The sequence below is a fragment of the Jeotgalibacillus sp. JSM ZJ347 genome (assembly GCF_044383825.1).
Classification (GTDB): Bacteria; Bacillota; Bacilli; order Bacillales; family Jeotgalibacillaceae; genus Jeotgalibacillus.
In genome coordinates this window covers 97752-112271 of sequence record NZ_JBISEN010000003.1, presented here as the reverse complement: position 1 = coordinate 112271, position 14520 = coordinate 97752, and the positions used below count along the sequence as shown (strand labels likewise).

Here is a 14520-nt window from a genome sequence, read left to right as displayed (position 1 = left end):
TACTCACTGACCCCCACCTCCCATCATTGGAGGAGCAAACCCTCCGGCAGTAGGATCCTCTTCAATGACAATCTGATCACCACTGACAAGTCCCTCAGTGATCTGAACACGCAAGCCATCTGTCACACCGAGCTCAATATAACGTTTAATCAGATCTTCATCGCTTTCTATCCATACAAAAGGCTGGTCCTGATCATCATATTCAATACCGTCAAGAGAAAGAGTCGGGACACCTGCTGCTTCCTCTCTAACAGTTAAGGCTTCGACTGTCATCCCTGCTCTCGTGTTATCTGATTCATCTATTTCTACTTTCGCAGTGAAGTATGCTCGTGCACTTGGTGTACCGTTAGTGATTGCCTCATTTGCAATACTGCCGATTTCTCCATTTAATTCTTCGTCCAGTGAAGAGATGCGCAGCAACACAGATTCCCCTTCAGTCACATATCCAATGTCTGATTCATCAATCTGTATACTTGCCTCCAGGTCATCATAATCTACAATTTCCATCATTGCTGTTCCCTGCATGATTTGCCCTGACTGTACTTTGATGGCATTAATCGTTCCAGTAACCGGCGCTGTGATATTCCCCTGCTCTCCTTCAGCCAGCACATCTCCCTCATTGACGGTCTGACCTTCTTCAACATTAATCATGAGCTGATCCGATCTCTCCGCTGTTATCAAAGTCCGATTAACCGGTGTCAGCGTTCCGGTAAAGCTGTTGTATGTCACAATTGTTTCCTCTGTCACTTCCTCTGTTTTTACAGCAGCTGTGTCCTCCTGAGCGAAAAGTGGAACAGCTACACCAGCTACTGCAATCAACGCGATTGCACCAATGAGCCAGGTTTTTTTCATACTTCTTTTCTTTGTCATGATAAATCCTCCCTGTTATGTGATGAGGAAATCATAAACAAAAGATATGAACTAATTATGAACTGGCAGAAAAAATTTAAGCTTTATGATTAATGATGTTTAGACTGTGCTTTTTATAATCTTGTATTGTGTTTTAATTGATCAGAGCTGCTGTTTATTTTCACTGCGACTTCTTTTGGTCTGACATCAATAGAAGATAGTTCTGCTATATCTATCAGCACTGGCAGATAAGTCCCTCTCTTCCGGGTCATGTCTGTCAATTCTTCACCCTGACCCATTTCCAAACACCCCGCCTGTGATCTGAGCTTCAAAAAAGTACTGCTTCCCTTCATACTCAACTTCAGCCATACAGCTTCCAACACTTACCTCAACGCCCAATTCTTCTAATGCCTCTCTTTCAGCGGCTTGTTCAGGTGTTTCACCAGGCTCGATTCCGCCTCCGGGAAACACGTAATAGGTTTGGTGGTCTCTGACTCTTTTAATCAGCGCCACTTGACCGTCTTGAACGATGACAACTGCGCTTCGGTTTCTCATGAACTGTTCCCTCCAGTTAGACGAACTTTTTCCAAATCATTAAAAATAGTATACTTGCAGATACGAAGGGTGGTAATAACGTTGAAAACGATTGGACTGATCGGTGGAATGAGCTGGGAATCGTCAGCTGCATATTACCGGATGATCAATGAAGCCGTAAAAGAACAGCTTGGCGGCTTACATTCTGCGAAATGCATTTTATACAGTGTGGATTTTGATGAAATTGAACGTTACCAGAGAGCAGGCGACTGGAACTCAGCAGGAAAGAGGCTGGCTGAAGCGGCGCTTTCCCTTGAAAAAGCCAGGGCTGACTTTGTTGTGATATGTACTAATACCATGCATAAGGTCATTAGCATGGTTGAGGAAAACATTGATCTTCCTGTCTTGCATATTGCTGACGCCACAGCAGTACGAATACACCAGGCTGATATCCGTACAGTCGGCTTACTGGGGACGCGCTATACGATGGAGCAGGACTTTTACAAAGATCGCCTGACATCTCAGGACATTCATGTGATCACGCCTGCTGAAGAAGACAGAAAGCAGGTTAACCGGATCATTTTTGAAGAACTGTGTCTTGGTAAAATCGAAGCTAATTCACACGATTATTTTAAAAAAGTGATTTCTCAGTTAATTGCTGATGGAGCTGAAGGTGTCATCCTCGGCTGTACAGAAATCGGGTTGCTGATCAGTCCGGAAGACGTTGCAGTACCTATTTTTGATACAGCAGAGATTCATGCATTAGAGGCTGTCAAAATTGCGCTGGAGGATTCATAGCATGAAAGCAACTTTTCAGTCACTCATCACGACCTTAATCATCATGACTGTCGTGTTCACGCTGGCTTTCCCGGTCCCTGTCAGCAGCATCTCATTCGTAATTTACTACTACTATTTTGCAGGAGGGCTGCTGCTTGTTGCGCTGCCCCTGTCGATCATTGCCGGCCTGATGAAGCTCTGCGCATCGGCCAGACTGGCGTTATACGTGGCAGCAGGATTCGCCCTCACGATCACATTTTTTGGACCGGATTTTATGATTCCCCTTTTCAGCATCATCGCCTGTTTCTGGGTAATAGAAACACTGATCAACCGCTTTTCACATAAGGAAATGGTGATAAAAAGAGTAATAAATCTCTTCATCATTTCAAACATAGCGGCCGTCCTGTTCGTGTTTTTCTTTTCGGTATTCTAATAGAAAAAGGCATACTCTTTCCTTTAGACCTTTATCCCTCAGTTCAGCGAACTTAAATCAAATGCTCCTGTCCATTTAAAAACCTGACCACTCTTTTATCCTCAGTCACTTCAATTAGATGAATACCTGTATCGCCTGTTGGAAAAGCAGCCAGTGTTACAACAGGCAGCTCCAATAATGATTTCAGCAAATTAGAGATCATTTCACCATGCGATACAATCGCCACTCTGTCATATGACTTATAGTCATTTAAAATCTTATGCAACACCTTCTCTGCTCTCATTCGAAATCCAAGCTCGGATTCCCCTCCCTCAATTGGCACATGATTTGGTCTGCCACCTTCGGGAATCGGATACCTTCTGAGCGCCTCTTCTCTTGAGAGACCGGCCAGCACGCCATTATTAAATTCCTTCAGTTCTTCCTCTACAATTATTTCACAGTCAACCGACTCTTTTAATATATTTGCAGTCCCGTGCGCACTTTGAGTGTACTGGCAATGATGACTTAAGGATTAAAATTCACTGCAACATACTTTGCCATCTTCCTTGCCTGTATTTCTTCAAGCTCTGTCAGCGGAAAGTCCGCTCTGCCTTCACGAATATTCAGCAAATCTGCTTCAGATTGCCCATGTCTGATGATTAATTCCATTACATGACCTCCGCTTTCAGATTCCTATCATTTTACATAAGTATAGCAAAATATGGGTGGGAGTGTTTGCACAGTTATTGTAAGAAAGTATTCTGAATAAAAAAATCCGGTCTCCCACATTTGGAAGACCGGACGCTTATTTCTCATCAGAATCTGAAGATTGTTTGTTCGCTTTACTCTGATAAGGCTTAAAGCTCTTTGCTTTCTTCGCTTTTGCCTGCCAGCGGTTCCAGCCTTTTTTGCCGGTACCCTGACCTACGCCGCTCTTTTTTGATTTTGCCATCTATGTTCACTCCAAAGAATAGAATACCACTTTATACATTAGTGACTTGAAATACCGGAAAGCGTTATGACTCCATCCGGTTCCTCTTCATCTTATCACGAACTGAGCCGAGAAGCTTCATCAGTTCGAAATATTCATCTGAAGTCATGGCACAACGTTCAATTGCCTCCTTGATTGCAAGGGCAATCTCTCTTTTACTATCCTTTGCTTTTTCAGTCAGTGAAATGACGACACTTCTTGAATCTCCTGTAGACCGTTCTTTTGTTAACCAGTCATTTGCAGTCATCCTGGTGATCATCGGATTCAGCGTGCCGGTTCCGAGCCTTACCTTTTCACCAATCTCTTTTTGCGCGAGGCCATTATTTTCCCATAACACAAGCAGCACTAAATACTGGGGATAAGTCAGGTTGAACGGTTCGAGCGCCTTTGTGTAAAGCTTATTGAATTCACTGGATGTCTCATACACCGCAAAGCACAGCTGTTGATCCAGTGAAAGGTAGTCGTTCATACAGGTCCTCCTACAATAATGCTTTTATGTCCTCTTCGATGCTTTCCGGAGACGTGGTCGGCGCGTAACGTTTGACGACATTCCCTTCTTTATCAATGAGAAACTTCGTGAAATTCCACTTGATTTCTTTAGATAGCAGCCCTTTCTGCTGCTTCTTCAGGTAATCAAATAGCGGATGGGTTTCTGCTCCATTAACCTTGACCTTCGCAAACATCGGGAAGCTCACACCATAGTTGACCTGACAATGCTCCATCGTTTTTTCTATATCGTCAAACTCCTGATTATTGAACTGGTCACACGGAAAACCGAGTATCTGAAGTCCCTGATCTCCATAATCCTGATGTAGCTTCTGCAGGCCTTCGAACTGTGGAGTGAGTCCGCATTTGCTTGCTGTATTCACGATCAGCATCGGTTTTCCTTTATAAGATTCCAGACTTACCTTTTCGCGATTCGGTTTTTGGACAGTGTATTCATAGACAGTCATCTAAAATTGCCTCCTTTTAGAATATAGATCGTGTACGATTTAATTTTACATTTTCTTTTTAATGGGGGCAAATTTCAATGTAGTTTATGAATAAAACCTGGAGAAAACGTCCTCCGGGTACATCATCTCTATTCATCTTTCATTCGCCTGTTAAATAACACACTTGCAATGACGAGCGTGATCACTGTCCATCCTGCAATCACCACAAGTGAAATGATAATATCTGATGTGTTACCTGCTGCACTATAACCTTCAAGCATAATCAACTGTGCACTTGGCAACCACTTCATCACTTCAAGCACCGGATACGACTCGGCCAGCCCTCTTGCAAGCGGTCCGAGTGAAAATACAGCCATAACCGGAAGAACTGAAACGGACGCTTCCATCACTGTTTTTGTAAAAAGACCGCAAACAATGCCCAATCCGATATAAAAGACGGTAGAGATCATTAGGCCAGCTGTTATAACAAATAGATTTGCCGGGGTGAATCCAAGAATCATAATCGTCAACGCGACAATTGCAAGCGTGATCGAAAAAACAAGGGTACTTTTTCCGATTAATATATCTACCATTGATGCCGGGGACATCATTAGACTGCGTAATGTGTTACTCTCTTTCTCTTCTGCAATCAGGCAGGCCTGAATAAAAGTAGTAACAAGTGCAAACGTCATATTAATTGGAAGAAAATACATATCCAAAGTGGAAGCCCCAGCATTCTGATAGAAGAATGCCATCATTAAAGGCAGTAAAACCATGGTTGATACTGCATAATTACGTGAAAACTCTTTATAATCCTTAATAAAAATCGCGCGCATTCTCTTTACTGACATATTCATCGTAAGTCCCTCCCTGTCATCTCCATAAAAATATCTCCAAGTGTCGGTTCATTTGACCAGATTCGCTGGATCAGCTGATTTCTCATCCACTTTTCAAGTCTTCCGGCTGTTGTCATTTCATTTAATGGCAGTGTGTGCTGTTCACCATTTGTAAGCTCTACAACCATCGACTGATCACTGTGACGCAGTCTTAATTCTGAAGGTGCCCCAATCGCTTTGATTTTTCCCTCATGTAAAAATGCAACGCGATCACACAGTGTTTCAGCCTCTGCCATATCATGCGTCGTCAGAAAGATTGTTGTACCCATTTCGTTCAACTTACGCAGCCCTTTATAAATGTGATGCGTATTCCCGGGATCAAGCGCAGAAGTCGGTTCATCAAGAAACAGCAGTTCAGGCTTATGCATTAATGCACGTGCCAGTGTCACACGCTGAAGCATTCCTTTAGAAAGCTTGGACACCTTCTTTTTACGTGCATCCTGCAGATTTACGAATGCCAAAGCTTCATCAATTGCGCTGTCACTTAATTCATATAAATCTTTATAAAGTGTGAGATTTTCTTCTACAGTCAACCGCTTATACAGGCCACTGTTATCCGTTAATATGCCAAAACGCGCTTTATTCTCCACACGCTTCATTTCATTTACCGGCATGCCAAAAACTGTTGCTTTGCCCCTATTCTGATCCAGCTGTGCAGTCAGAATTTTAATAAGCGTTGTCTTACCTGATCCACTAGGACCAAGAAAGCCAAAAATCTCTCCTTTTTGAACTGAAAAAGATACATCCTCTAAAGCCGTAAACTTGTGAAAACTTTTTCCAATATACTGTACGTTAATTTCTGCTGTCATTTCGCAGCCTCCCTTGTTGATGTCTAACCTAAGTGTAGTCAGATCAACAAAAAAAGCGCTTTAAAATACAGTTCAAATGTAGAAAAATGGTGGTGAACTGTACCCGAAAACTGACGAATGGTCCCCGCATATTCCCCGGGAAATACTAGGAAACGCCAAGAAGTTCCTTTAATTCCGCAAGCTTTGCACGGGACAGGGGAATCACACTGCTTTCTCTATCATTGAGCTTCAGACTATAGCTGTTTTTTGTCCAGGTAATGATTTCCCTCACCTTTTGCAAGTTCACAATGTAGGATCTGTGACAGCGGTAAAAGCCATATGGACGTAATTGTTTTTCAAGCTCCTGAAGTGTCAATGTGCAGTTGTACCCTTTACCGGCCACATTTACCTGTGCTGATCCATCCACACTCTCCACATAATCAATTTCAGGCGGGTTAAACAAAATTGTTTTTCCTTCATGCTTTGTCTGTATTCTTTCAATTCTGATCACAGGTTGTTCTTCTTCAGTGGATAGAGCCGGTTCTTCATTTAAATCCATTTTATGGAATCCAGTTTGATCAATCCGGTAAATGTCTTCTGTCATTAGAAGCAACTCTTCAAGATTATGTCCCAGCAGTAAAATCGTTTTCTTTTCATCTCTCATTTTACTAATCAGATGCGCCATCACTTGTCTGCCTTCTTCATCCAGCCTGTCAAAGGGTTCTTCTATTAACAGAAAGTCTTTAGCATATAAATAAGGTCTGAGAAAAGACAGGCAATTTCTATGACTCTCTGAAAGATTCTTTACCTTTGTTTTTTTAACATGCTGTAAACCAAATAAAGAGAGCATTTCTTCTACAGATGCTGAATCCCCGGAAAGCTCCTTATGATATTTAAACGTTTCCTCTACCGTCAACCGCGTAGCGAGCCCTTCATGATTACCATGAAGATAACCCATATGTTTTAACTGATCCATCATCATTTGCGTCCGCTTAATATCTGTATATATCCCGGTAAGCCCGGCATCAATCGTAAACGCAGGGATAGCCGCATGGCTGCCCTCTTTTACTTCAGTAATTTCAATATTCATGAATTGACTCCTTTATCACGTAACTTCACATGCCTCTTTCATTATTCTACAACTTATTCGCTAACTCCTCCGGTCATTTTACAAATTTTGAGTGAAAATTGAGATCCAAATTCATTCTTGAGAATCAGAAAATGTAAAGCAGCCTTTACGTAAAGGGTGCTTTACATTACACTATAAGTAAGAGGGGAATGTGGCGTATGAAAAATCGAATGAGAGAGTTACGGCAGGAAAATAGCATTTCTCAGGAACAGATGGCAGAGATGCTGGGTGTTTCAAGGCAGACGATTATTTCAATTGAAAAGGGTCGCTATAACCCATCGCTGCCGCTTGCGATCCAGATTGCAAGGTGTTTTAACGCGTATGTGGAAGAGGTTTTTTTATTGGAAGATGAAGAGAATTAGTATGTTTGGAGGTGTTTGTTATGCAGATGAGCAGTAAAGCCGGAAGAAAGACGTTTTTCATATTTGGACTGGTGTTTCTTTCATATGGGATATTAATCAATGTTGTTTCCATTACATCAGGTAACTTTTTTGTCGGGCATGAATTTGTGTATATAGGAACGACGGTGATGTGCTTTTGTCTTTCTTATCTATATCCACAATTTAAGGAAAATGATGAGCGTACTAAAAAAATTAAAGATCGTGGTATGTTTTTCAGTTACTTTTTCATTTTAGGATACATGCTGATCCTGATGACTTTGTTTCAAATTGAAGGTTTTATGCTGGATGGTTACCAGACCGTCAGTTTGCTGGCAGCTTTGTCGATCAGTACGGTTTTTGTTTCTTTTGTGGTTTTGTCGAAGCGTTATTAAAAAGCAGAGACGAGAATCTAATTCTCGCCTTTGCTCTTTTTCAGGTATGATCTTCCAATAACTCAATCAGGGCTGCCACCTCACCAGCATTACCCGTCTCAATATAAACTCTCTCCGTTCCTTCAATAATGTCCTTATAAAAGTTCTCATCCTCTACCGGATAAACACCGTCCCAGCGTTTCGGCACGTTGTAGACATTAATAGTACCGTCTCCATTGCCGCTATATGTAATTGAACCATCTACTAACCTGGATCCCGATAGCTGAATGACGTCTTCAGGGTACACGCCGCTTGTTTCGTCTTTTGGATTCAGCGGTGCGCCTGCAGGAATGCGTTCAACATATAATCCATCAATATCCTGATTTGGTCCGAGCTGCAGCCAGACGCGTGCGTATTCAATTTGTTCATCAGAATACTCCGAAAGGCCCTGCTCCTCTGTTTTAACGGATTCTTCTACAGGCACCATTTCATCAGATTCCGCCGCTGTCTGTTCAACAGCAGTATTACTTTCGGACACTTTATTTTGATCCACTGCTTTGTCAGAGCACCCCACCACTAATAGAAGCAGTAAATTCAGATAGATAACTACCTTCATTTTAAAACACCTTTCTTTAAGCTTTCTTCATCCTTTTATTACTTCTCATTTCTAAAAGCACAGGTGTAATATTCAGTAAGATCGAAACAATTGTCAAAAACCATAATGCTCTTTCCATGCCGGGTACCACGTCCATTAAAGCAGCCAAATCCTCTGCATCCACCCACATGGATACCAGACTGTACTCTGCACAAAGTGTTAATGCCGTAAATGATAACCCCAGCGCCATCGCAAGCTTATAATCCTTTTTCACCGAATACAGATAAAGGTTAATGAAAGTTGCCACAATCGCAATTACACCTAAAATAACCCACATATTTTCACCTCCGATATTTTTTGAGTGAGCGAAGTCTGGGTCAGTCCCAGACTTCGCTCACTCCAGCCTCTTCTGTAAATTAGTAGAAATTGAACAGAAAATGTTACACATTATCTTTATTTTCTTGAAAAATAGTAAACCAGCATGAAGATTTCTTAACAAATATAGGTTCCCTTCTCCCAACTGTTGTCTATTTTTTCAACCGGATCGTGTAAAATCTCATATGCTCAGGATGTCCTTCATACTCAAATACACCTTCTCTGATCAGCTCTTTCAGCCGGTATTCGAGAAATGCATCTCCAATGTGCTGATCCACATATCCAATCATTTCACCAATCAATCTTGCTGACGGAATAAAGTGCTGCTTTTCTTTTTCCTTATGCAACCTTTTTGCGTACTTAGCAAAGTATGGATCCAAGTAGTTTTCAGGTACTTGACGAGTATCGCCATTGTGCCAGACTCTGAGCGTTTCTTTGCTATCAGAAAGAGTGAGCCATTCCTGTTCAAGTTTTTCCCTGTCATGATCTGTCAGCATGTATGCGGGTCCTTCGTTGTAAACTTTCAGCAGTTTTTCAGGTGCAACCTCTCCTGTATGCCGCAGGATATACTGGAGTTCAGTCCTATCAAATAACGTCTGATGGGCAGCGGTAGTATTAATCACCGTAATATCGATATCCTTCTCCTTCAGCAAATACATTACATAACGCAGAGCCGTCTGTTCATGTGAATTGTCGGCTATCCAGATCGTCACATGTTCTCCTGCAGTAATTCCCCGCACCTTTTCAACTGATTTCCTGAATCGCTTGATATAGTCAGGGTAATCATCATATAAACCACTCGTAATCTTTTTCATCCACTCAAACCTGTAATCAAGACCTGTCTCTTCATGCAGTTGCCAGACCGGTCCTACAGAAAATGTATCGTGAAAAGCAACCATCTTCGGCCGCTTCAAGCCGTGCATAAGAGAGCCCGCTGCTATTGATCCGAAAATAATATGAATCACTCTGTTAGTCTCCTTCCAAAACAAACGCCGGGAACTGATGCCCCGGCGTTTGTTTGATACGTGCTATGTGCGGTGAGCGAAGTCTGGGTCTGACCCAGACTTCACTCCACACCAATCTTATCTAAAATAAACGCATAACACTCCGCCGCTTCCTTCAAATGATCAAAACGCCCGGACGCACCAAAGTGACCCGCTCCCATATTGGTTTTCAGCACGAGCGTATTGTCATCTGTTTTATTCGTGCGCAGTCTTGCCACCCACTTTGCAGGCTCCCAGTATGCAACGCGTGGATCGTTCAGACCGGTTGTAATGTACATATGCGGATATTCCTTCTCTTCCACATTGTCGTAAGGACTGTAGGATTTCATATAGGTGTAATCCTGTTCATTCTGCGGATTGCCCCACTCATCCCACTCAAGCGTTGTCAGTGGAATCGTTTCATCAAGCATCGTCGTCAATACGTCCACAAACGGTACTTCAGGTACAATCACTTTAAACAGATCCCCTGCCATATTCGACACAGCCCCTACAAGTAATCCACCGGCACTGCCGCCGCGTGCAGCCATTTGATCTGCAGTTGTGTAGCCTTCTTCAATCAAAAAGCATGCTGCATCAATAAAGTCAGTAAACGAATTGAGTTTGTGGTGTGTTTTCCCATCTTCATACCAGTGTCTGCCCATTTCACCGCCACCGCGCACCTGAGCCGTTACGAATACTACTCCTTTTTCTAAAATTGGCAGACGGTAACCATTAAAGTAAGGATTGCTGTCAGCCCCGTAAGATCCATATCCAGTTAGAATAAGCGGTGCCGGTCCATCATCAAGCGCACCTTTTTTATAGCTGACCATCAGCGGCACCTTCACACCGTCTCTTGCAGTTGCCCACAGCTGATGCTGATGATAGGCTGCAGGGTCATACTCACCATTAACTGCCGCTCTATGGATCGCCTGCTTTTCACCAGTTGCAATTGTCAGGCTGTATGTTGTATCGGGTGTTAAAAGTGATTCATATTCAACTAACAGTTCTTCTGAATCATAGCTTTGACCACTGACAATCGACAGCGTATAGAGTGGCTCATCCCACTCAAGCTGCTGCAGGTCGTTATTTTCAAGCACCCATATCTGCGTCAGCCCACGCTCACGCCCAAGTACAAAAAGCTTGTCCTTCGTCGGATACACAGCCTGCAGGTAACGGTTTTCATCATAAGGAACGACTTCTGTGCGCTTTGACAGATCCGACACCGGGCAGCGTAATAGCTTGAAATTGAGTGCACCTTCATTCGTCAGAATCAGCAGGTCCTCTCCCCAGTGATCCACATCATACTTAATCCCTCTGCGGCGCTCATCAACCAATTGAACCGGTGCAAGCGGATTTTCCGCGTCAACCAGGCGGACTTCCTCTGTCATCGTTGAACTTGAGTGAACTGTGATATACTTGCCACTTTTCGTCTTCGCAATGAATAATGCAAAAGTGACTTCCTTTTCTTCGTATAAAAGCTCATCCGCTTCAGTGCTGCCAACCTCATGACGCCACAGGCGGTAAGGACGCTGCATGTCATCAACCGTCACATAGAAAATATATTTCCCGCACTGACTCCACTCCATGCTCCCGAAAATATAGACATTTTCGATTCTGTCAGAAAGCAATTCACCGGTTTCCAGGTCTTTAATGTAAATTGTATAACGGTCTGATCCATCACGGTTATCAAGATAAGCTAGCCTTGTCTGTTCTTCATTCAAACGCTGCAGTGTCACACTTAAATAATCGTCATCCCCTGCAAGTTCATTCAAATCAAGAATAACCTCTTCTTCTGCCTGTTCCAGCAGCTCACGGCTCTTAGCTTTTTTACGTGCAAAAATCGAATACTGCTTATCCTTTTGCTCACGTGAATAGTAGAAGTAAGGACCATTTTGAACCGGTACCTTCTCTTCCGATTCAGGTACGCGTGCAACCATACCTTCAAAAATTTCATTTGTCTTTTCTTCAAGCGGCTTCATCACTTCACTGAAGTACTCATTTTCGCTTTCCAGATAAGAAACGACTTCCGGATTGGTTTTATCCTTCATCCAGTAATAGTCATCTTCACGAATATCGTTATGTATATTGTGCGTAAAAGGTACGCGCTTTGCGATTGGTGCTTTCATTAAAAATCTCCCCACTTAAACTATTTTTCAACTTGAAATTTTTGTAAATTAGAAACGTATGCAAATTAAGTCTGCTAACCCGTAGGTGACACGATTGAAGATTTGATCCTATTAACTCTGACCGCTATGATGCTTGCCGGCTGCTCATTTGAAATTAATGAAGTGGATGAAGAGCAGGATGATCCTATTTCTTTTGAAGTGATTAAGAATGATAATGAAGAGTAACTCTCTGCCTCAGCTTCTCGTCATCCAAATAAATAATGTTTATTAAAATTCAAAAGCATTATTACTTATTAACATAAAAACCTTCATATGGTTATGATATCCAAAAACCATATAGAATGCTACATTTATCAAAATATCTCGAAATGTCTTTGTATTTATGAAGTCACTCAATCTTTTACTAGAAAAACTTCAATTCAATTTTATTAACATGCCTTATAACATTCATTTTTAATATTGAAAACAACCGGAGAGTATCTGCTCTCCGGTTGTTTTATATTAATGATGATGTCCGCCTGATACCTCATCAGATTCACCTTCAAGGACCATCATCTCTTCATCCGTCAGCTGTCCCAATCCAATATATTTCCCGGGCGTAACAGGCTGACCCTCAATTTCAGTAGACACCCTGACCTCATACAGCCCATCTTTTGCATCAGTAAGCGGCACATGATATAAACCACTGCTTACGTATTCAGCTTGCTCACTCCAGCGCACTCCTTTATACGTAATCTCAGCTGTCACATCGAGTTCATCTACCGGCTCTTCGCCCTGTCTAATATAAAATTGAAAAACCGTATTGTCATTCTCATCATTTCCGGCACCGATTTCTACACTGATTCGCCCAGTACGATGATAGTCTTCTGCATTATCCGGTGCATCAAGCAGACATCCACTCAGAAGGAACGTGAATAAAAAGAGCACAAGCATTTTCTTCATCATTGGTCCTCCTGTCGTATGTTAAAAAATCTGCGCATCCATGGCACTCTTTTAAGCAATAGCAAATCGAGTAGAAAAACAGCGAGCACCGACAGTCCTACAAGCGGGAAAAAAAGCGAGAAGCCTATCAGAATCACAAATGCCCATTTAACTTTTCGGATTGGTAATGACTTAGGCGCGCCAATGCTGTCTGACGGCTTCCTGTTCAGCCACATCCATAATCCTGAGATGACAATGGTGATCAGACCCACACAGATCGCAAGCCCGATCAATTGATTCCATATCCCGTATTGAAGGCCTTTATGAAGCGTAATGCCAATGGCCATCATTTTTCCGACAGGCTCGTAGTGCTGGTAACGATAATCGGCAAGCACAGCCCCCGTATATTGGTCCAAATGAACAGTTGCTTCATCTTCAGCACGGTCCGGAAAAGCAGATAAAGTGTAAACCCCCTCCGGTCCACCAGGGAAGTAAACCTGATAACCCGGGTAGATATCCAGGCGCTCTGCCTGCTCTACAGCCTGATCAATTGTGACAGGTATGTATGCTTCACCTGTGACTGATTCCGGAACCGGTAATTTTTCCGCTGCCCAGACAACATCAGCCACATCCTCTGTACTCACCTCCGACACCGGGGCATCTCCCACCCAGACTGATGGCGGATAACCGACCCCTGCATTCGTGGCAATCCTCTGAACACCGTCTCCCCAGAAGCCTGTCCAGAGCATACCGGTCATCAGCAGAAAGACAAGTCCAACTGATATCCATACTGCCGGTACCACGTGAATATCACGAATGGTTGTACGCTTATTCTTTTTTAGACGCGGCAGCAGTGTGCCCCAAAGCGAAGGCTTTCCTCTTGGCCAGAAAAGATAATATCCTGTTACAATTAGATTAATCGTCCAGCCCGCCACAAGTTCAACAATCCGGTCCCCAATCGTTCCTGCCATTAATTCTCCATGAAGCTTTTCAATGATATCCATGATTCGCTCGTCATCATTTAACTCGCCAACCATGTAACCATTATACGGATTCATAAAGATTGTCTTTGACACGCCATTATCTGATATGCCAATCTCTGCTGACCGCTCAGGAGAATCCCCTGGCCGGTAGCGGGTAATCACTGCATCATCATATAACGCCTGTACATTTGATACCAGAACAGAAGGCGCGACCTGCTGCCCTTCATCTTCAATCACGTACAGGTCCTCATACAAATAGTCCTCGATGTTCCATTTAAATAAATACACTGCCCCAGTGACAGCAAGCACAAGCAATACAGGCGCCATTATAATTCCTGCGTAAAAATGCCAGCGCCAGATTGTCTGATATGCCTTCACTGATTTCTTTCTATTATCAGCCATCCATCTTCCTCCTGTCGTATGCATAAGTATAGCGGAAGAAGATGAAATCAGTGTGAAATTTACTGAGAAATTCTGA

Annotated in this window: 20 protein-coding genes and 1 pseudogene; 5 read left to right on the top strand and 16 right to left on the bottom strand. The window is 42.8% G+C overall.

Going from position 1 to position 14520, the window contains the following annotated elements; genetic code table 11:
• Positions 1–3: 3 nt before the first annotated feature.
• Together ACH6CZ_RS11500 and ACH6CZ_RS11495 are read right to left on the bottom strand one after the other, a co-directional pair.
• A complete protein-coding gene (locus tag ACH6CZ_RS11500; RefSeq protein WP_374097595.1) occupies positions 4–870 on the bottom strand; it encodes an efflux RND transporter periplasmic adaptor subunit in 867 nt (288 codons plus the stop codon).
• A 113-nt stretch (positions 871–983) separates the two neighbouring features.
• Positions 984–1404: pseudogene (locus ACH6CZ_RS11495) on the bottom strand (NUDIX hydrolase).
• Between the two features lie 81 nt (positions 1405–1485).
• Between ACH6CZ_RS11495 and ACH6CZ_RS11490 the strand changes: the two are divergent.
• Positions 1486–2181 (top strand): aspartate/glutamate racemase family protein, encoded by a 696-nt coding sequence (locus ACH6CZ_RS11490; protein ID WP_374097594.1) that lies wholly within the window; start codon positions 1486–1488, stop codon positions 2179–2181.
• A gap of 1 nt (position 2182) precedes the next feature.
• Entirely contained in the window at positions 2183–2593 is a 411-nt protein-coding gene (locus tag ACH6CZ_RS11485; RefSeq protein WP_374097593.1) for a hypothetical protein, read from the top strand.
• A gap of 52 nt (positions 2594–2645) precedes the next feature.
• Here the strand turns inward: ACH6CZ_RS11485 and ACH6CZ_RS11480 are convergent, their stop codons facing one another.
• The 8 genes from ACH6CZ_RS11480 to ACH6CZ_RS11445 all read right to left on the bottom strand — a co-directional run bounded on the left by ACH6CZ_RS11480 (position 2646) and on the right by ACH6CZ_RS11445 (position 7269).
• The gene (locus tag ACH6CZ_RS11480) at positions 2646–3023 is read right to left on the bottom strand and encodes a histidine phosphatase family protein (RefSeq protein ID WP_374097802.1); all 378 of its coding nucleotides are present in this window, start codon (positions 3021–3023) and stop codon (positions 2646–2648) included.
• A gap of 74 nt (positions 3024–3097) precedes the next feature.
• A complete protein-coding gene (locus ACH6CZ_RS11475) occupies positions 3098–3241 on the bottom strand; it encodes a phosphoglycerate mutase family protein (RefSeq protein WP_374097592.1) in 144 nt (47 codons plus the stop codon).
• 136 nt (positions 3242–3377) lie between these two features.
• A complete protein-coding gene (locus tag ACH6CZ_RS11470; RefSeq protein ID WP_374097591.1) occupies positions 3378–3524 on the bottom strand; it encodes a DUF3934 domain-containing protein in 147 nt (48 codons plus the stop codon).
• Between the two features lie 64 nt (positions 3525–3588).
• Positions 3589–4032, bottom strand: coding sequence for a MarR family winged helix-turn-helix transcriptional regulator (locus ACH6CZ_RS11465; RefSeq protein ID WP_374097590.1), 444 nt, complete (start codon positions 4030–4032; stop codon positions 3589–3591).
• A 10-nt stretch (positions 4033–4042) separates the two neighbouring features.
• Positions 4043–4516, bottom strand: coding sequence for a glutathione peroxidase (locus ACH6CZ_RS11460; RefSeq protein ID WP_374097589.1), 474 nt, complete (start codon positions 4514–4516; stop codon positions 4043–4045).
• Positions 4517–4644: 128 nt separating this feature from the next.
• Entirely contained in the window at positions 4645–5352 is a 708-nt protein-coding gene (locus ACH6CZ_RS11455) for an ABC transporter permease (protein WP_374097588.1), read from the bottom strand.
• The gene (locus tag ACH6CZ_RS11450) at positions 5349–6200 is read right to left on the bottom strand and encodes an ABC transporter ATP-binding protein (RefSeq protein ID WP_374097587.1); all 852 of its coding nucleotides are present in this window, start codon (positions 6198–6200) and stop codon (positions 5349–5351) included. The genes ACH6CZ_RS11455 and ACH6CZ_RS11450 overlap by 4 nt, the downstream gene beginning before the upstream one ends.
• Positions 6201–6345: 145 nt before the next feature.
• On the bottom strand, positions 6346–7269 hold the full coding sequence (locus tag ACH6CZ_RS11445; RefSeq protein ID WP_374097586.1) for a LytTR family transcriptional regulator DNA-binding domain-containing protein: 924 nt from the start codon (positions 7267–7269) through the stop codon (positions 6346–6348).
• Positions 7270–7466: 197 nt separating this feature from the next.
• Here ACH6CZ_RS11445 and ACH6CZ_RS11440 point away from each other — a divergent pair, with 197 nt between their 5' ends.
• Both ACH6CZ_RS11440 and ACH6CZ_RS11435 read left to right on the top strand, forming a co-directional pair.
• Entirely contained in the window at positions 7467–7670 is a 204-nt protein-coding gene (locus ACH6CZ_RS11440) for a helix-turn-helix transcriptional regulator (RefSeq protein WP_374097585.1), read from the top strand.
• Between the two features lie 20 nt (positions 7671–7690).
• Positions 7691–8080, top strand: a complete 390-nt coding sequence (locus ACH6CZ_RS11435) for a hypothetical protein (protein WP_374097584.1) — start codon at positions 7691–7693, stop codon at positions 8078–8080.
• 40 nt (positions 8081–8120) lie between these two features.
• Here ACH6CZ_RS11435 and ACH6CZ_RS11430 read toward each other — a convergent pair whose 3' ends face one another.
• The 4 genes from ACH6CZ_RS11430 to ACH6CZ_RS11415 form a co-directional block, all read right to left on the bottom strand.
• A complete protein-coding gene (locus ACH6CZ_RS11430) occupies positions 8121–8675 on the bottom strand; it encodes a hypothetical protein (protein ID WP_374097583.1) in 555 nt (184 codons plus the stop codon).
• 16 nt (positions 8676–8691) lie between these two features.
• On the bottom strand, positions 8692–8991 hold the full coding sequence (locus ACH6CZ_RS11425; protein ID WP_374097582.1) for a hypothetical protein: 300 nt from the start codon (positions 8989–8991) through the stop codon (positions 8692–8694).
• A gap of 190 nt (positions 8992–9181) precedes the next feature.
• On the bottom strand, positions 9182–9994 hold the full coding sequence (locus ACH6CZ_RS11420) for a DUF1835 domain-containing protein (protein ID WP_374097581.1): 813 nt from the start codon (positions 9992–9994) through the stop codon (positions 9182–9184).
• A 101-nt stretch (positions 9995–10095) separates the two neighbouring features.
• On the bottom strand, positions 10096–12138 hold the full coding sequence (locus ACH6CZ_RS11415; protein ID WP_374097580.1) for a S9 family peptidase: 2043 nt from the start codon (positions 12136–12138) through the stop codon (positions 10096–10098).
• 102 nt (positions 12139–12240) lie between these two features.
• On the opposite strand from ACH6CZ_RS11415, the gene ACH6CZ_RS11410 reads away from it, so the two are divergent.
• The gene (locus ACH6CZ_RS11410; protein ID WP_374097579.1) at positions 12241–12363 is read left to right on the top strand and encodes a hypothetical protein; all 123 of its coding nucleotides are present in this window, start codon (positions 12241–12243) and stop codon (positions 12361–12363) included.
• Positions 12364–12639: 276 nt separating this feature from the next.
• Here ACH6CZ_RS11410 and ACH6CZ_RS11405 read toward each other — a convergent pair whose 3' ends face one another.
• Together ACH6CZ_RS11405 and ACH6CZ_RS11400 are read right to left on the bottom strand one after the other, a co-directional pair.
• Complete coding sequence (locus tag ACH6CZ_RS11405) at positions 12640–13080, bottom strand: hypothetical protein (protein WP_374097578.1); 441 nt, start codon at positions 13078–13080, stop codon at positions 12640–12642.
• Positions 13080–14444 (bottom strand): PepSY-associated TM helix domain-containing protein, encoded by a 1365-nt coding sequence (locus ACH6CZ_RS11400; protein ID WP_374097577.1) that lies wholly within the window; start codon positions 14442–14444, stop codon positions 13080–13082. Before ACH6CZ_RS11400 ends, ACH6CZ_RS11405 begins: the two co-directional genes overlap by 1 nt.
• Positions 14445–14520: the final 76 nt, after the last annotated feature.